The following is a 17,186-nucleotide window of genomic DNA, read 5'->3' as shown; positions in this document are numbered from 1 at the left end:
TCACCGCTCGTACGAGAAGCGCGCGAGCGGCGCTTCCTGGGCGAAGAAGGTCTTCGCGCGCGTCAGCGCCCCGGTGTCGTTCAGTACGTCGCCGGGCCGGCTGCCGTTGCCGAGCAGGACCCCGCCGAAGCGCATCCCCATGTACGCCGCCGTGTGGTTCAGCGTGCCGATCAGCGGGTCGGCGACCTCCGGCTCCTCGTGCGCGAGCGCGGTGACGCCCCACAGGGTGCGTCCGGCGAGGGTGGCCTTGAAGTCGACGCCGGGCGTGCGCAGCCAGCCCGACCAGTGGTCCAGGTAGCGCTTGGTCAGCCCGGACACCGAGTACCAGTACAGCGGGGAGGCGATCACGATGTCGGTGGCCGCGAGGGTGGCGTCGAGCAGGAGGCCCTGGGCGCCGGAGGCGGGAGGGCGTACGTGGTCGCCGTCCCGGCGCAGGTCCACGAAGTCGGGGAGCGGGTGCTCGGCGAGGGACAGCCAGCGTTGTTCCGTGCCGGGGGGCAGTTGTTCGGCGGCCCTGCGGGCCAGGGTCTCGGTGTTGCCGTCCGGGCGGCTGCTGCCGAGCACGAACAGGAATCGGCGGGTCATGGTTCCCCCTGAGATGCTTCAGCGCCTATCACTTGCGTGAACAATATATGCACACGCATTTACCTGTCCAGGCCGGACCTTCCTGGATCAGCCCTGGGGGCCTGCCCCCCCCGGAGCCCGGCGCCCGCCCCCCCCCAGCGTTCTTTCGCCCCCTCCGCCCCTACCCGACCCGAACCCGGGGGCGCTGCCCCCGGACCCCCGCTCCTCAAACGCCGGAGGGGCTGAAACTTTCGCACCCGAGCCACGACGCATCCGCACCCGGCGACGCACGGGAGGGGCCGTGCCGGTACATCGATGCCCGTCGCCACCGACGGCCACGCCTCATCCAACGGCGACGGGCTGATGCACCGGCACGGCCCCGACCCCCCACCGGACCGGCACGATCCGCCGATCTCACCGACCCGGCCGCGGTGGCCGAGGTGCCGGAGGAACAGCCCCCGGTGCCGGGACGGGAGCGGCACCCCCGCCCGGGGCGCCGGGACGCCCGCCGCCGGACTGAAGACGGGCCGCGCTCGCCACGGGATTGACGGCCCCGCCCCCCGCCACAGCCGGCCTGCGCCAGCTCTCCGGAACCGAGGCGTGCCGTTCCACCGCCCCCTGGGCACGCGCCTCCGCGAGCCGAGCCGTCTGCTCGGCCACGGGCGCGAACCCCGGAGCCGCGTTGCCGCTCTGCGAGGGCACCTGGCGGACGGCCATGGCCTCCAGGGCGGCCTGGGTCTCCCGGGGAAAGACGTCACGGGGCAGCAACTGCGACGCCGCACCGGTCACCTCGACCCGGTGCTGCCCGCCCCCCGCCTCGAACGTGACGCCGTAACCGAGGTACTGCCGGTCCCGGTCGAACAGCAGGTCCCCCCGAACCCGCCCGCCCCCCTCCCGGGTCCGCCCGCTCAGCTCCCGGAGGGCCTCCGGCATCGGCGCGGTCCGCCCGAGGCTCGCCACGTACGCGTCCGCCTCCACGTGCCCCTCCCGGAACCGCGGCTTCCCGTCGGCCCCGAAGTGCATCTGCACGGCGCCGACCCGGTTGTCGGGGTGGATGTCGACGGTGAGGCGCCCGTCACCCCCGTACTCGCTGACGAACCGCTCCCGCAGCGCGGTGAACTGCACCTGGTTCTCCAGCGCGGGAGGAAGGTTCGGCCCGTAGATGGTGACCCGCGCCTCGGGATCGGCCTCCAGGATGATCTCGGCGTTGGCCACCCCCGTGCCCCCGGCGCCCGCGACGAGCCACGTCTTCGGAGCCCCCTCGGCCCCCGCGGCACGCGCGTCGAAACGCCCCTCGGCGATCTCGTCCCCGATGAAGACACGTCCGGGCGCGGCGGCCCGCGCCCGCTCCCACAGGGCGGTCGCGTCGAGCGTCCGGAGCGCGGCCCGCGCCCCGCCGTCCGAGCGCAGACCGTCCAGCACTCCTTCCTCCCGCAGCACCTGGAGCGCCCGCTCCGCGCTGACCCCACCGGCCAGCCGGGCGTGCGCCGGTGAGCCTGCCGGCAGCTGTCCGCGTACGGAGTCGAGGGCCTCCGGCAGGTCCACCGCGTCCCGGCGGTCGACGCCGGGCACCATCTCCGGCGGCAGCCCGGTGGCCACGGTCGGCGTGCCCTCGACCTTCACGTAGAGGTCCTGGGAGCCGTCGCCGGGCCGGATGCGCGCGTAGAGGCGGCCGTCCTGTCCCGGGACCAGGGTCGCGGTCCCGTCGACGACCGGTCCGCGCACGGCGAGCTGGTCCTCCCACAGACGGATCGCGTCGCGCGGCACCCGCGCGGTGGGGTCGGCGAACTGGTGGGCGTCACCGGCGCCGTTGGCCCGCATGTCCCTCGTCTGGTCGGGGGACTGGACGATGCCCTGGCCGGGGTCCAGGTGCCAGCGGCCGCGGGCGTCGACGAGCAGGGCCCGGGGGTCGCGTCCGACGAGGCTGGCGCCACCGCCGATGACGACGGGGCGGGTGGGCCACTCCCCGGTGGCGGCGATCTCCGCGCGCAGCTGGTCCAGGGTGGCGGCACCGGCCCGGGTGCGCTCCTCGGCCGCCCGGGCCGCCGCCGCGGCGAGTTCCTCGCGGGGAACGGGGGAGCCGTCGGGCCGGAGCCCCGGCACGAGGGGGGCCGCGAAGGACGCCCCGAGGGGCCGGGCGTGCTCGGCCCGAGACCGGAACTCCCGCAGCTCGGCCGCGTCGCCCGCGCTCAACCGCTCGATGGGGACGGCCAGTTCACGCAGGGCGTCGCCCGTCGCCCGGGTCAGGTGCTGGTCGATGACGTCACGGCGGATGTCGGCGTCCCGGAGCTCCGGCGCGTGGCGGTCGGAGTCGGCCGGGGCCTGCGGCCGCAGGCCGACGTGGTCGACGAGTGCCGACAGCTCTCCCCGGGATTCGGCGCGTCGGGTGGCGTCGAGGGTGGCGTCGTTCATGCGGGCCGCCAGGTAGTTCAGCTCGCCGACCCGGCCGAGGTCCTCCTCGGTGAGGCGCAGGCGCTGGTCCGCGCCGCCGAGCCCGCCGCGGGTCAGCAGGTCCTGGCGGTTCGGCGCGACGCCCGCCACCTCGGGATCACCGGCGGCGGCCCGGGTCGCCCGGTCGCGCACCGCGAGCAGTTCGCCGATCTCGTGGCTCAGCGCCCGGCCCACCTGGCGCGGGTCCATCCGGTCGGAGAGCTGGACGACGTGCTGGTCCGAGGTGGTGTTGACGTGGGTCCGCGCGACCGTGCCGGAGGGGAGCGGTACGGCGTCCAGGCGCAGCGTGAGGTCCCTGCCCCGGTCGTCGGTGAGCGCGAAGAAGCGGTCTCCGGCTGCGCCGGACCGCAGTTCGAGCGAGGTCAGCCGCTGTGGGTACAGGCTCCGCACCACCATCGGCAGGGTGCTCTCCGCCTGCGCGACGACGGCCGCCTGCCGGCCGGGGTCGGGCGCGGCGCCGGTGCCCGAGACGAAGCGGCTGCCCGCGACGTCGGTCGCGGTGATGACGACGGGCTCCGCGCGCGGCGCCGCACCCCCGGCGGGACGGACGTCCCCGCCGGCGTCAGGCCGGACGTCGCCTCGCGTATCTCCCCGGACGTCCTCCCGGGCATCCCTCCGGGCGTCTCCCCGGACGTCGCGCCGGGCGTCCGCCCGGTCGGAACGGCCGCTGTTCCCACGGTCGATCGGCTCCTGGTCCACTGGCACTTTCCCCCTTGAACGGCCTCGTGGCACGTAAGATCTCGGCATGCTGATCGCCCGTTCGACGCAGGAAGCACACCTCTACATGGACCTGCACGCGTGCGCGTGCGGGGCGGAGGGCTTCGAGAGCGAGCACCGTCTCGACGAGCGGGACGGTGTCCTGGTCGCGGTGTACGAGGGCGTCTGCCCGCGGTGCGGTCGCGCCCGTTCCTTCGAGTTCCGGCTCATCGACGAACTCCCGCCCGCGCCACCGGCGTTCGGCGGCCCCGAGCCCTCGCGGATCATCGACCCCGGTGAGTTCCTGTGGGTCAGCGACCAGGTCGCCACGGACAGCGGGCTGCGGTTGCTGCGCACCCCGCCCGCCGAGCGGCACGCCCAGCGCGAGGGCTCCGCGTTCGCGCTCGCGGCGGTCGAGGAAGTCCTCAAGTTCCTTCCGCGGGGCGTCGACAGCGTTCCCGGGGAGCTGTTCACCTCGGAGCGCGGCCGCGCGGAGCACGACAGGGCCCCGCACCGCTTCGAGCGGGCCGCGCTCCTCGAGAACGTCGCCCGCAAGCGCCGCGTCCTGGAGGGCGCCGGCCGCACCGCCCCCCACCAGGGCGCGTAACCCGTCCCGGGCGCTCACCCCGTTCACGGCGCTCGCGGTGGCCGGGGCGCCGGGCGCGGTACGGCGGCGGCCGGAGACGCGGCACCCGGCGCGCCCGGTGTCCGCCCGGCAGCCGGGGCGGCGCTCCCGCCGCCGGACCGCAGGCGCGCCGCGGTGGCGACCCGGACCGTGGCGTCCCCCTGCCGGTACGCGGCCGAGGCGCCGGCCCCCGAGCCCGCTCCGGCCGGGACACCTGGCCCTGAACCCGTCCCGGCCGGGACACCCGGCCCCGGCACCGGGCCGACCGGGACGCCCGGTCCCGGCATCGGGCCGGGTGGGACACCGGCCCCCGAGACCGCCCCGGCCGAGGCGCCGAGCCCCGGTGCCGGGCCCGTTCCCCGGCCGCCGGGGAACACACCCCGCTCCGAGGTGATCAGCGCGGTGGCCAGACCTCCCTCGACCAGCTTCTCCGCGTTCTCGCGGCCGATGGAGAACCCGCGCCCCGAGGTGCTGCGCGCGTACAGGTCCTCGATCATGACCTCGGGGGCCATGCGCCCGCCGTACCGGTCGCGGCCCGCGTCGAACTCGGAGCGGCCGTGCTGCCAGCGGCCGGCGTTCTGGGCGAGGCACTGCTCGACGGGGACCTCGACCGAGAGCAGGACCCGCCGGTCGTAGCCGTCGGCACGCAGATCGCCGAGGAGCTTCTCGTTCCAGCGCTGGTCGCGCAGCGTCGCGTCGTAGAGGAGGTTGTAGCCCTCGGCGCGCGCCCACTGCTCGAAGACGTCCTGGAGGAAGGCCGACTCGCGGTGGGTGAGCGAGGCCGTCTCGGACGGCGCGACCGGCCGCCCGTCGGACAACAGGCGTGCGTGGGGCGGCAGACGGGGCGATCCGCCGTGCTCGAAGATCGCCACCTTGAACTGGTCCGGGTCCAGGACCACGTAGTCGCGTACGTCGATGCCGTGCACCCGCCTCAGCTCGTGCCCCAGTCCGTCGTCGCGGCCCTGCCACGCGTCGAGTCCGCGCAGCGCGCCGCCCTTCCCGGCGCCGGGCGCCCCGGCGGTGAGCAGGGCGGCGTGGCCGTCGCGCGGCAGGCCCGCGCAGCGCGCGGTGAACTCCTCCAGGATCGCGGAGTGCATCCGCTCGCGCTCCGGTGTCCACAGCGCGCCGCGCCGGAACCTGCTGAACGTGTCCGCGTCGCCCGGCGCGAGATCGCCGCCCGGTGACATACGGGTCTGCAACTCCCTGTACAGCGCGCGGTATTCGGGCCTGAGTCCCGCCTCCGGCCTCTCGCCCGTGGTCATGGCCGCCGCTCTGTCCCGTCCGCCGGGCCGTCCGGCCGGCTGTCGATCCTGCGCTGGATCTCCTCGACGTCCTCGCGGGTCACCTGCCCGAGCAGCCGCGCCGCGGCGAGCACGGACGGCGTGTTGTCCTGGTGGGTCGGCTCGGGATGGCCCTCGTCCAGCCCTTCCTCGGCCTCGAAGGGCCAGGCGGCCACGGTCGCGATCATCTGCTCGCGTTCCACGAATCCGGCGGCGTAGAGGCCGAGGTAGGCGCGCAGGGAGGGCGCGGGGCCGGCCGTGGACGCGTCGGGCGCGGGGGTGTCGTTCATGGGCGGAGTGTTCCTCGTCTGCTCACCAGAGACTGGTCTCGTACGGATCCGGGTCGGCCTGCCGGGAGGACGCGGTGACCGCGTCCTCGTACGACTCGACCGCGGGGGGCGTCTTCGGGCGGTGGCTGCCGTTCTTGCAGCCCGCGAACGGGCCGCTGGGGGAACGCAGTTCGGACAGTACGGCGCCGAGGTGGTCCCGGTGCCAGACGGCCGGTCCCGACGCGCCCGCCGCCGGGTCGGTGTGCTCCTGCCAGGCCAGCCACAGCCCGTGCAGCCGGGCGACCGCCTCCGGGTGCTCCCACCAGCGGGGGCACCAGGGCTGCTGGGAGGTGGCCTCGCGGCCGTAGACGGGAAGGAGCAGGTCGCTCACCCAGACGGCCAGCCGGCCCATCTCCCCGGCGTACTCGGGGCCGTCGAGGAACAGGATGAACGGCGGTGCGGCGGAGGGCTGTCGCCCGTCCGGGGTGGTCGTCATCGAGAACACTTCCTTCCGGTGTCGGACTTCGTCGGGCCCCGGCCGTCCAGGATGGCCGCGGCGGCGGACTTCGTCGGGCCCGGCCGACCGGGGCCGTCCCTGCCGCGGATGTCATCGGGACGTGATCCTCTCGGCCGCGCGGGCGGTGATGGCCCTCACCTCGGCCTGGGCGGCCGTCGCGATGCGTTCGGCGCCCGGTTCGGCGTACCAGGGGCGCAGCCGGACCAGGGCGGGCCTGACGCCGGTGGCCAGGAGCAGGGCGGTGCCCTTGGGCAGGGCGCGGATGCGGTCGGCGGGCAGGACGCGCTGCAGGCGGTACGACGTCGACCGGGACCGCCCGTCCCTGCCCCTGGACCAGCTCACCGTCGACACGTCGTGCTCGCCGACCAGCCGGGAGACCTTCTCCACGAAGTCGGCGTCGTCCAGTCCCGCGCCGAGCAGTTTGACGGTCGCCGCCGACCAGAGCGCGTCCATGCCCGCCTCGCCCCAGACCCGTGAGCCCTGCCGGTAACTCTGCAGCAGGGTCACGATGTTGATGCCGCGTGAGCCGAAGTGCGAGTACAGGTCGGGGAGATCGGAGATCCGGCAGACGTTCGCCGCCTCGTCGAGGACCGCCGTCATCGGCGGTTCGAGGCGTCCGCCCATCCGTTCGGCGGCGACGACTCCCGCGCGCAGCACGGAGTCGGCGGCCGCGGCGACGACACCGGCGGCCGAACCGCCGCCGTCCTTGGACAGCAGGTAGAGCGTGTCACGGGACAGGACGTGCCGGTCGGGGAAGAACTGGGGCAGTGCGGGATCAGGGGTCACCCACGCGGCGATCGCGGGGTCGAGCAGACAGGCCACGCACTGGCGGCTGGTCTCGTAGATGCCGTCCCGGGTCTCCACCGCGCCCTGCACGGTGCCCTGCAACTGGTCCGCGAGCGCCGTCATCCCGGCGTCGCGCAGCAGGTCGACCGGGGTGCGGTCGGCCGGGTCGGACAGCCAGGCGAGGACCTCGCCGATCGGCCGTCCGCCGCGGTGGGCCGCGTGGAAGAGGGCGGTCAGGGTGTTCTGGGCGGCAGAGATCCAGAAGTCGCGGCGGGACGCGTCGTCGTTGACCGCGCCGACGAAGTGCCCGGCCAGCCGGCGGGCGCCCTCGATCGTGGCCGCCTCCGCGAGCATGTCCCACCACAGGCCGCGCGGGGTGTGGGCGATGCCCTGGGGGTCGAACGTCCAGACCCGGCCCACCCGTTCGCGCTCGGCCCGCGTCACGCTGTAGACGTCCGCCTTGTTCGACGTCAGCAGCACGCTGCCGCGGGCGCGCAGGACGCGCGGGACGGCGATGCCGGTGGACTTGCCCGCGCGGGGCGCCATCAGGTCGAGCTCGACGTCCTCGTAGCTGGAGCGCAGTTCGGGGCCGCGGGGTTCCAGGTTGCCGAGCAGGTTCCCGGTGTCGTCCGCGGTGACCTTGCCGAGCTTGGCCAGGCCCGGCCGGAGCTCGCGGGCCCGCCGGGCGGCGCCCTTGGGCAGGAGGGCGGCCAGTTCCCTGCGGCCCGCGAGACCGGTGGGCGCGGCGAGCCGGCGTCGTACGAGCACGGCCGGGACGGTGATCGCCGCCACGACGGCCCCGAAGACGGTGGCCATGCCCGCGGCGAGCGCGGTCGGTGAGGCCGTCGGCCACAGCGGGCCGGGGCCCTCCTTCACCAGGGTCGACAGGGTGGACAGGGCGAACGGTGGCGGGTGCCAGCCGGCGCCGCTCACCGCCGCGCCCAGGGTTCCGCCCAGCCAGGCGCCGAGGAACATCGTGCCGATGAGGAACGCGGCCCCCGGCACGATCCAGGGGAGGAGGTCCTCCCCGGCTCCGGCTCCGGGTCCTGTCCTGCGTGTGCTGCTCATCCTTGCTCCCCCGTCGATGGTTTTCGCCCCCGCCGCCCCTACCCGTCCCGTCCCGGGGGCGGCGCCCCCCTGCCCCCAGCCGCGCTCCGCGCGGGTCCTCAAACGCCGGACGGGCTGAAACTTCCCCCGGACGGGCTGGAATGGGGGCCGGGACCCTTGTGCAGGGACGGCTTGCCCGCTTCCGACCAGCGGGTGTTCGTGTTGTGCAGTGCCCGCTCGGTGTCGGTGATCGACACCTTGATCGGGATGCCGGGACGGCCGCCGACCTTGATCAGGAAGCGGCCGCGTCCGGGCGGCTCCTCGTTGCCTCCGGTGCTCGCCCAGCCGGGCGGGGACGACCAGGAGGACACGAGCTCGATCTCGCGCTCGGACATGCCGACGATCTCGCCGAGTTCCCGCATCTCCGACCGCGGCAGTCCGGCGCAGACGACCATGCCCGCCCGCTCCACGAAGCCCCGCGCCTTCGCCCGGTCGGCCTCGCTGCCGAGGGCCTCGGCGTCCTTCAGCGTGTGGGTGATCTTCGCGTCGCCGAGGCCGAGCGAGCGGTTCAGCCGGGTCAGCGCGTCGATCCGCTCGACGATGCCGGAGGCGGCGCGCAGCGGACGCCACAGCTCGTCGAGGACGGTGAAGAACCAGCGCTGCGGGGCGAGTCCGGCGTCCGCGAGGGCGTGCGCGGCGGCGACCGTGCCGAGCCCGTCCGACCAGGCCGCGAGCATGGCGGCGGCGGTGAGCTGGGTGTCCGCCTCGCCGATGCGGGAGATGTCCACGCAGACGGCGGGCGACGCCGGGTCGATCCGGGTGGACGTCTCGTCGGCGAAGGTGTCGCCGAGCGGGCCGTCGAGCACGCCGAGGAGCGAGCGGTGCAGGGGATCCACGGCCTCCTGGTAGCGGGCCACGTTCCCGCGGTCCAGGGTCACCGCGCGGACCCGGTCGGGGCCCTCGTCCAGCACCTTCAGCAGGTCCGGCAGGAGCGGTGCCCGCCCCGGCTTCGTACGCTCCGCGAGATGGTGCAGACAGGCGGACAGCACCGACTGCTCGTGGTCGTCCATCGGACGCCCGCGCACGATGGTGATCAGCGCCGCGACCATGTTCAGCACCCGGCCGTGCGCCTCCGCGGCCAGGATCCGGCCGCGCTCGCCGCCGATCCGGGCCGCCGCCTCGCCCATCGCGCCCGGGTCCAGGACGTTGATGCCGCCGACCCCGCGCCCGATGGAGATCACCTGGCCGCCCAGCGCCCGTACGGTGTCGGCGTAGTCGGGCTTCAGGTCGCCGAGGACCAGCGGCGTGACGCCCGTCGCGGACATCCCGATCAGCATGCGGTTGACCAGGGTCGACTTCCCGAGGCCCGGCATGCCGAGCATGAACAGCGACGGGTTGGAGATGTAACGGGCCCGGGTGAACCAGGAGATGGGGTCGCCGCACACCGTCGCCCCGGTGTGCAGGTGCTGCCCGAGCGGGACCCCGGTCATCGGCGCGCCGGAGCCGGCCGCGAACGGCCACAGCCCGCACGCCTGCACGGTGGTCGCGCGCCACAGCGCGGGCGGGTCGACGTGCCCGACCTGGCCGCCCGCGGGGCCGTACCAGCCGCGCGGCGGCGCGGTGACCGGGTTCCCCTGCGTCTGCCGGCTGCTCACAGTGCCTCCCTGATCTGGTACGGAACGAGGGTGTGCTCCCACGGGAGCAGGCCGACCGGCAGCGTGCAGGTGAAGGCCGCGGCCTGCATCCGGTCCGCCGGGCGCATCAGGATGCGGGACGAGGCCTGGAGGTTGCGCACGGTGATGCCCGCGTCCTGCAACTGCTCCTCGTCGTCCACGGTGACCGTCATCATCAGCGAGAACTCCACGAGTCCCGCGCCCGCCGCCTCCTCGGCCGCGGTCTGCTCGGCGGCCTGCATCTCCGAGCTGGCGCGCGCCTGGACGAGACCGCGCTGCGAGCCCGCCATGAAGTGCGCGGTGCGCCGGTCGGACTCGACGATGCGGGCCGAGGTCGCCGGGTCGATGGGCCGGTAGATCAGGGAGACCCGCTTGCGCCGGGTGCCCGGAGCCGGTTCCAGGAGCCCGCGCAGCACGCTGGAGCGGACCGTGCCGCGCGGCGCGAGCGTCAGCATCCAGGTGCGCGAGACACCCGAGTCGTGCCTGTACGAGGTGACGGTCTCCACGGTCGCGGCCGGGCCGGCGTCCGCCCACTCCACGCCGGTCGTGGTGTGCTCGGCGCGGGCGCTGAGCACGTCGGGGGCGATGGCGGGGTCGTACGCCACCCGGACGATCTCGGCGAGCCGGTCGGCCGCCAGCGGGTAGGCGCTGCCGCCGCCCGCCGCGACCAGTCCGGACAGCAGTCCGGGCAGCCGCATCGACAGGTCGGTGACGATGTCGTCGGTGCCGCGCCTGGGGCCGCCCGTCGGGCCGTAGGTCAGGGCGATGTACGTGTGCATCTCGGAGGACGCCGACGGATAGCGCTCGACGACCTCCTCCATCACGGCGCGCGCGGCGGCCGGGGCGTCCGGGGAGATCCGGGGGAGCACCTCGGCGGCGAGCCGGGTCCCGGTGTCCGGGGCGGTCTCCACGACCACCTGGGCGCCGCGCAGGCCCGGCTCGTGCGAGAGCCGCGCGAGCCAGTCGCCCCAGGAGGCCACCCAGATGTCGACCTGGGAGGGGTCGACGAGCGAGCCGCCGTCCGGTTCACAGGCCAGGACCACCGTGTACAGGCCGCGGCCCGGGTGGTGCAGCACGCCGAAGGGACGGTTGTAGGCGTCGCGGCCCTCGTGCATCCGGGTGCGCGCGAGCAGTCCCGGCGGTTGGTAGCGGCCGCCGGGGCGCTTGGACAGCGGTCCGGAGAGGTAGGTGTGCGAGCCGGACGACTTGCGCCGCGCCCAGCCGACGCGGATCGCGAGGACCTGGTAGACGTTGCGGCCGTCGACCGTGCGCAGCGCCAGCGGGGCGAGGAACAGCCCGACCGGTACGAGGACGGCGATCGCGGCGCTCAGCGAGACCAGCGAAGCCAGCAGCGCCACCAGCAGTCCGCCGAAGGCGACGACGGTGCCGAGCAGACCCAGCGGACCGAGTCCGGGACGGCGGGGCCTGCGCCAGTTCCCGTACGTGGGACGCGTCATGGCGTCGGTGGACATGGGGTTCCTTCTTCCGGCTCGAAGCGCTGGATACGTGACTGGGTGGGGTTCCGGGGCGGCGGCGACCGGCCCTGTGACGGGCGGCCCGCGCACCGCCCCGGAACTCCCGGAGCCCGGTGGCTCCTCGGCCTCCCGGCCGTTACTGGTTGTGGCCCTTCATCCCGTCGTTGTCGTTCAGGGAGTTGGCCACCTCGCTGGCCGCCGCGACACCGGTCTGCACGGCGACCGCCGCTGCCTGCACGGCGAGGGTCGCGCCGCCGGTGGCCGCGCCCGCGGCGGCCGCACCACCCGCGGCCGCCGCGCCGCCGGCCGCACCGGCACCGCCCGCACCGCCGCTCGCCGAAGTTCCGGCACCCGCGGACGGCGAGCCCTGCGGACCGGGGGCGCCGCCGCCCCCGCCGCCCCCGGCACCGCCCGCGGCGATGCTGACGGCGCCGGTGGCGACGTTGTTGACCGCGTTCAGGGTGACCGTGCCGCCCGAGGTGCCGCCGAGGGCCGCCGTCGCCGGGACGATCAGCTTGAGCAGGGCGGGCAGGGCGAACACCGCCATGATCAGCATGCCCATGCCGGCGATGGTCTGGTCGAGCTTCTCGGTGTCCTGGGTCATCGACGTGGCCGAGTAGATGATCAGCGCGGCCGCCGGTTTGTACAGCAGCCAGGCCGCGAGCCAGCCGACGTGCTTCTTCCACCAGCCCTCGCCCCACCCGGTCATCGAGGAGGCCGCGGCCAGCGGCAGCGTGCCGACGAGCATGATCATGACGCCGATGCGGATGTACATCAGACAGATCTGCACGAAGCTCGACAGCATCACCAGCAGGCCGAAGATGAGGATGAGGCCCGGCTGTTCGAGGGCCATCACACCGAGGATCTTGGACGCCTGGTCGCCGAGATCGGCCTTTCTGTACACGTCCTCCGCGTACAGGTCGGAGGCACGGGTGAGCGCCTGGACCACCGGCACGGCGACCGCTCCGACGAGGATGACCTTCCACATCCCCAGGAACGCCTGCTTCATCGGCTGGCCCTTGCGGTCCAGCGCCATGCGGATCGCCGCGATCAGCAGCGAGGCCACGGCCACGTAGCCGACGAGCCAGTCCACCTCCGTGTCGATCTTGGCGATGGGGCCGGAGGAGTCTTCCAGGCCGACTTTCAGCCACACGCCGTTGAGCGCCTGGAGCACCTCCGCGGTCGCGTCGCCGATCGCCCTGGCGAAGGCCAGGACGGCACCGTCGGTGAACTGCGAGCCGGCCTCGTCGATCACGCAGTCGTACACCCGCCAGGTACAAGCCATCTCACACCTCCCAGGTGACGAAGCCCTTGGTGCCGCTGATCTGCGACATGCCCGAATAGACGGTCCCGTCGGCGTCGGGCGCGAGTTTCCAGTCGCCGTCCAGCCAGCGCAGCGTCACCGACGCGGTGCCGTAGGCGTTCTCGCCGGGGACCCGCACGACGAACATCACGGTCGACTTCTCCTTGTCGTACGACAGGACGGTGAAGCCGGCGTAGCCGCCCCCGTCGGCCTCGCCCGAGGTCGGTCTGTCGCCCGCCGCGGCACGGCTCGCGACGAGTGTGTCGCGGCCCGCGCCGGGTACGACCTGCCGGTCGACGACCTCGCGCCAGCCCGGGAAGCTCAGATGGTCGGTGATGGTGTGGGCGGCCATGACGGAGCCCATCGGCGTGTGGGCGAAGCAGGACCAGACCGGCCCGTCGAACGTGAGCGGTCCCACCGTCTTCGAGACCGGCACCAGGCCCGTCCCGTCGGCCTTCCAGGTGAAGTCCTTCGGGGCCCGGGTGGGCTTGGCCTGGTCGCTGTCGTCGGTGCGGCAGCCGGCGGGGCGGGTGCCCGGCCGCCCGCCGCGGTCCCGGTCCGGGTCCGCGGACGGGGCGGGCCTGTCGCCGCCCGAAGCGTTCGCCGGCGTTCCCTCGCCGCCGCTCAGCGTCGTGAAGGCGGCGAGCACGAGCAGCACCAGCAGGAACCCGGCCGACAGGATCCAGCTCCGCTGCTGCCAGAACGGCCGCTCCCACTCCCCGCTGCCCCCTTGGGGACGGCCGGAGTTCAGCATGGTTGCGCTCCCTTCGCTCAGGCTCTGACGGAGCGTCGGTCAGGCGAAGACGAACGTGACGACGGGGCCCGCGGTGGCCACCAGGACACAGCCGCCGAGCACCATGCCGAGGCGGCCCATGTGCTCGGAGCCCTCGCCGCGGCGCATCGAGATCGCCATCATGGCGCCGGTGATGAGCACACCCGCGACGCCGGCCGCGGTGCCGGCCCAGGCCAGGATGCCGAGGACGGTGTCGACCTTGCCGGTCAGCGCGCCCGGCGCGTCACGGTCGGGGTTGGGGATCTTTCCGTCCGCCAGGTAGACGTACTGGTGGGCCTGGGCTGCTATCGCCTTGAACATGGTTTCTCCCCGATGAGGCCGGCCGTCCGCGCGACCGTCCGGGACGGGGTGCGGAACTCGCCGGGTCTGAGCGGCACTTGCTCGGTACGAGCGGTACGTGCTTGCTGTGAGCGGTACGTGGGGGCGATGAGGATCCGTGGGACGCCCCGCGTTTCCGGTGCACAGTGAGCTTGGCGACTCCCGTGGGCCGGGGCCAAGCGATGTAGGGATCCAGCACCTGTCGGTGACGTGTCCGTGACAGACGGGAAGAGATCGTCATGAAGGGCGAGGTGGGAGACCCGCGAAAGAACTGAGGCACCATCAGATGTGATGGTGCCTCGGGGGGTTGGCGCAACGCGCGCGGTCGGCGGGCGGGGCCTGCGGGCAGTGGACGGCAAGCGGCAAACGGTAGGCGGTAGACGACAAATGGCTGGCGGCGGGCGGCTGGTGGCGGCCCGTGGGCCGGGCCGGGGTCCGGGGCCCGGGGTGCGAAGCCGGCGGCCGGTCCCGTCGCGGCTCAGAGCACGAAGCCGACGATCGGTCCTGCCGCGGCGCCGATGACACAGGCGCCCAGCACCGTCAGGAACTGGCTCAGGTGCTCCTCGAACTCACCGGACTTGAGGGCCAGGGCCATCCGGGACCCCACGATCATCAGGCCCGCCACACCGGCGGCCGTGACGAGCCAGGCGAGGATGCCGAGGACCTTGTCGAGCTCACCGGTGACGTCCGAGTTCACGGCCAACTGGGTGGCGGCGAGCGTGTGCAGGGTGGTCACGGCGCGGTCCTTCCCGTCAGGCGGGCCAGCGGGGCGGCCTCGCGCGGCAGCGGTCCGGTGAGGTCACCGGTGCGCCACGCGGGCATCCACGGCACGCGGTAGACGTCGATGACCGAGTTGATCACCTTGACGCGCTGGGTGAGCTGACGCGGCAGCCGGCCGGGCGCGTCCGCGACCAGGACGATGGCGTCGAGATCGAGTCCCGGCGGCGCGTCGCCCCGGCGGAAGATGTCGAGGGTGTGCGACACGGCGTCCAGGCCCGCCGCGTGCGTACGCCCGACGAGCAGGACCGAGGCGGGCTCGCCACGGTCCGGCCGGGGCCAGTCGCGGCCCGCGTCGTGGCCGCCGAAGACGGTGGCGAGCGTCGAGGACCCGGCTCCGCCGTGCGTGGCGATCCAGGAGAACTGCCGTGCCCGCGGCAGGAGTCGGTGCTCCTCCTCGTACTGCCGCGACGGCTGTTCCGGCTCCCCGGCCGCCCCGCGGAGCCATATCTCGGGCCCGCGCGGCCCGCTCCCGTGCGGCACCGCGCCCTCGTTCCCGCGCACGGTCACCCCCTCGTTCGTCCGCATCGCCACCCCCTCGATCCCCTGCATGGGTCTCTCCGTCCTCGTCGGTGCACCGATCCTCCCGGCGCCCGGGCGGGTCGGGTAACGGGGCGTGAGTTCCTGGGACGAGCCTGTGACGCCGTGGTGACGCGGGAATCGGGTGGGAACCGAGAGACTCGACCGCATGTACACGACCGGAACATGAGGCTGAGGGGGGCCGGTGTCCAACGGGGGCGGATCCACCACGAGCTGGGTGATCGGCGGCTGCCTGGCCGTCGTGATCATGCCGGTGGTCATGATGGTCGCGGTGAGCGGGGCCTCGAGCGAGGAGAACCCGGGGTCGGGCGGCGGTGGGCTGAAGGACGGTGCCGTGCCCGCGAGTTACGTCCCCTGGGTGCTCAAGGCGGGCGCCATGTGCGACGTCATCAAACCGGCGGTCGTCGCCGCGCAGATCGAGGCCGAGTCGGGGTGGAACCCCAACGCACGCTCTCCCGTGGGCGCCGAGGGCCTGTCGCAGTTCATGCCGGGGACCTGGCCGAGCTGGGGCAAGGACGACGACGGCAACGGCCGGGCCTCTCCGTACGATCCCGGTGACGCGATCATGGCCCAGGGCCGTTACGACTGTGCCCTCGCCAAGCAGGTCGAGAGGTACAAGAGGCGCGGCGAGGCGAGGGGCGAGACACTCGACCTCGCGCTCGCGGCGTACAACGCGGGGCCCGGCGCGGTGCACCAGTACGGCGGCATGCCGCCGTACACCGAGACCCGGAACTACGTCGCCCGCATCAAGTCCCTGATACCCAAGTACGAGTCGGTGGACGATCCGCCGGGCAGGATCCCCGCCGGACAGGAACTGGCGATGCCGCTCTCCGGCACCCCGCGGATAACCTCGCCGTACGGCATGCGCATGCACCCGATCAAGCACGTCCGCAAGCTGCACACCGGCATCGACTTCGCCGCGCCGCTGGGTACGCCGTTCAAGGCGGCCCGGGACGGCACGGTCACCTTCGCCGGCTGGTCCAACGGGTACGGCAACCGCGTGATCATCTCGCACGGGACCATCAACGGCGACAGGATCTCGACGACCTACAACCACATGAGGAGCCGTGCCAGCGTGAGCGTCGGCCAGCACGTGCGGGTCGGCCAGAGCGTCGGCGAGGTGGGCTCCACCGGCCTGTCGACCGGACCGCACGCGCACTTCGAGGTCCAGCAGAACGGCGAGTACGTGGATCCGGCACCCTGGCTGGGGCTGAAGTGAGGAGGGAGGCGAGGATGAGGACGACACGGACGACACGGACGACGCGTGCGACACATACGACGCGGACGACAAGTGCCCCGCGTACGGCCGCGGCGGTCCGCACCGGGACGCGCGGGAACTTCGCCGCGCTGACGGTCGTGTCCCTGGCCGGGATCCTGGCGTTGACGAGCTGTGGCCTGCGGGACCATCGTGATGACGTGGGTGCGCCGGGTTCGTCGCCCTCCGCGGTGCCGTCCGTGGCGCCGAAGGCGTCCCTCCCGGCGGGCAGACCGCTGGGCGAGGACGCGCACGTGCCGAGCCCGTCGGGCGTCGACGGGACGGACGCGACAGAGGTATCGGAGGCGTGGGCGGAGGTGGCGTACGGCTACGACACGAAGTACGACTACGGTCCCCACGACGCCGTGCTGCGTTCCGCCCGCTGGTTCACCCCGGCCAGGGCCGCGGCCGAGCGGTCGTACCGTCCCGCGAGCGGGGCGGGCGCCGAGTGGAACGCCTGGGCCGGTCACCGGGCCTGGACCACGGTGGACGTGACCGCGGACGACGAGGCCGACGGCCCCGCCGACACGGCCGTCCTGGCCTACCGCGCCCTCTTCGTGGAGGGCACGGCCCACGGCCGCGACGGCTGGACGGGCACGGGTCCGCGCGCGAGCGTCTACCTCAAGCTCACCCGGGCGGGTGACGGCCGTCCGTGGCGCGTCGCCGAGGTGGAGGCCGTGGAGGCGGCGGACCCGCTTCCCTCGCCGTCGGCCTCCGGGCCCGCGTCCTCGTCCTCCTCGTCACCGGCGGCGATCTCGCCCTCGGCCCCGATGATGTCCTCGAACCCGTCCTCGACCACCCCTTCGTGAGGGAACCG

Annotated in this window: 16 protein-coding genes; 3 read left to right on the top strand and 13 right to left on the bottom strand. The window is 74.0% G+C overall.

The genetic code is table 11. The features are described 5' to 3' along the window. Entirely contained in the window at positions 1 to 585 is a 585-nt protein-coding gene (locus tag ACFW6B_RS07400; RefSeq protein ID WP_386592976.1) for a flavodoxin family protein, read from the bottom strand. 393 nt (positions 586 to 978) lie between these two features. Further along, complete coding sequence (locus tag ACFW6B_RS07395; protein WP_386592974.1) at positions 979 to 3,714, bottom strand: hypothetical protein; 2,736 nt, start codon at positions 3,712 to 3,714, stop codon at positions 979 to 981. A 46-nt stretch (positions 3,715 to 3,760) separates the two neighbouring features. Here ACFW6B_RS07395 and ACFW6B_RS07390 point away from each other — a divergent pair, with 46 nt between their 5' ends. After that, positions 3,761 to 4,318, top strand: a complete 558-nt coding sequence (locus ACFW6B_RS07390) for a hypothetical protein (RefSeq protein WP_386592972.1) — start codon at positions 3,761 to 3,763, stop codon at positions 4,316 to 4,318. A gap of 23 nt (positions 4,319 to 4,341) precedes the next feature. Here ACFW6B_RS07390 and ACFW6B_RS07385 read toward each other — a convergent pair whose 3' ends face one another. From ACFW6B_RS07385 to ACFW6B_RS07335, 11 genes are all read right to left on the bottom strand, one after another. Next, positions 4,342 to 5,598, bottom strand: coding sequence for a zeta toxin family protein (locus ACFW6B_RS07385; protein WP_386592970.1), 1,257 nt, complete (start codon positions 5,596 to 5,598; stop codon positions 4,342 to 4,344). Further along, the gene (locus tag ACFW6B_RS07380; protein ID WP_386592967.1) at positions 5,595 to 5,906 is read right to left on the bottom strand and encodes a hypothetical protein; all 312 of its coding nucleotides are present in this window, start codon (positions 5,904 to 5,906) and stop codon (positions 5,595 to 5,597) included. The genes ACFW6B_RS07385 and ACFW6B_RS07380 overlap by 4 nt, the downstream gene beginning before the upstream one ends. Before the next feature lie 22 nt (positions 5,907 to 5,928). After that, positions 5,929 to 6,381 carry a DUF4913 domain-containing protein gene (locus tag ACFW6B_RS07375; RefSeq protein ID WP_386592965.1) on the bottom strand — a complete coding sequence of 151 codons (453 nt, stop codon included), beginning with the start codon at positions 6,379 to 6,381 and terminating at the stop codon, positions 5,929 to 5,931. A 111-nt stretch (positions 6,382 to 6,492) separates the two neighbouring features. After that, positions 6,493 to 8,256, bottom strand: a complete 1,764-nt coding sequence (locus ACFW6B_RS07370; protein ID WP_386592963.1) for a type IV secretory system conjugative DNA transfer family protein — start codon at positions 8,254 to 8,256, stop codon at positions 6,493 to 6,495. Between the two features lie 98 nt (positions 8,257 to 8,354). After that, a complete protein-coding gene (locus ACFW6B_RS07365; protein WP_386592961.1) occupies positions 8,355 to 9,890 on the bottom strand; it encodes an ATP/GTP-binding protein in 1,536 nt (511 codons plus the stop codon). Beyond that, complete coding sequence (locus ACFW6B_RS07360; RefSeq protein ID WP_386592959.1) at positions 9,887 to 11,380, bottom strand: SCO6880 family protein; 1,494 nt, start codon at positions 11,378 to 11,380, stop codon at positions 9,887 to 9,889. Before ACFW6B_RS07360 ends, ACFW6B_RS07365 begins: the two co-directional genes overlap by 4 nt. A 139-nt stretch (positions 11,381 to 11,519) precedes the next feature. Beyond that, the gene (locus ACFW6B_RS07355) at positions 11,520 to 12,668 is read right to left on the bottom strand and encodes a hypothetical protein (protein WP_386592957.1); all 1,149 of its coding nucleotides are present in this window, start codon (positions 12,666 to 12,668) and stop codon (positions 11,520 to 11,522) included. A gap of 1 nt (position 12,669) precedes the next feature. Continuing rightward, entirely contained in the window at positions 12,670 to 13,440 is a 771-nt protein-coding gene (locus ACFW6B_RS07350) for a hypothetical protein (protein ID WP_386592956.1), read from the bottom strand. 39 nt (positions 13,441 to 13,479) lie between these two features. After that, positions 13,480 to 13,779, bottom strand: a complete 300-nt coding sequence (locus ACFW6B_RS07345) for a hypothetical protein (protein WP_386592954.1) — start codon at positions 13,777 to 13,779, stop codon at positions 13,480 to 13,482. A 496-nt stretch (positions 13,780 to 14,275) separates the two neighbouring features. Next, positions 14,276 to 14,533: a hypothetical protein gene (locus tag ACFW6B_RS07340; protein WP_386592952.1), complete on the bottom strand. Its 258-nt coding sequence runs from the start codon at positions 14,531 to 14,533 to the stop codon at positions 14,276 to 14,278. Next, the gene (locus tag ACFW6B_RS07335) at positions 14,530 to 15,102 is read right to left on the bottom strand and encodes a hypothetical protein (protein WP_386593168.1); all 573 of its coding nucleotides are present in this window, start codon (positions 15,100 to 15,102) and stop codon (positions 14,530 to 14,532) included. Before ACFW6B_RS07335 ends, ACFW6B_RS07340 begins: the two co-directional genes overlap by 4 nt. 196 nt (positions 15,103 to 15,298) lie before the next feature. Here ACFW6B_RS07335 and ACFW6B_RS07330 point away from each other — a divergent pair, with 196 nt between their 5' ends. Further along, complete coding sequence (locus tag ACFW6B_RS07330) at positions 15,299 to 16,333, top strand: peptidoglycan DD-metalloendopeptidase family protein (protein WP_386592950.1); 1,035 nt, start codon at positions 15,299 to 15,301, stop codon at positions 16,331 to 16,333. 14 nt (positions 16,334 to 16,347) lie between these two features. Continuing rightward, positions 16,348 to 17,178: a hypothetical protein gene (locus ACFW6B_RS07325; protein ID WP_386592948.1), complete on the top strand. Its 831-nt coding sequence runs from the start codon at positions 16,348 to 16,350 to the stop codon at positions 17,176 to 17,178. The last annotated feature ends 8 nt before the right edge of the window (positions 17,179 to 17,186 follow it).

Origin of the sequence: Streptomyces sp. NPDC058751 (assembly GCF_042746485.1) — a bacterium.
Taxonomy (GTDB): Bacteria; Actinomycetota; Actinomycetes; order Streptomycetales; family Streptomycetaceae; genus Streptomyces.
This window is presented reverse-complemented; position numbering and strand designations above follow the sequence as displayed.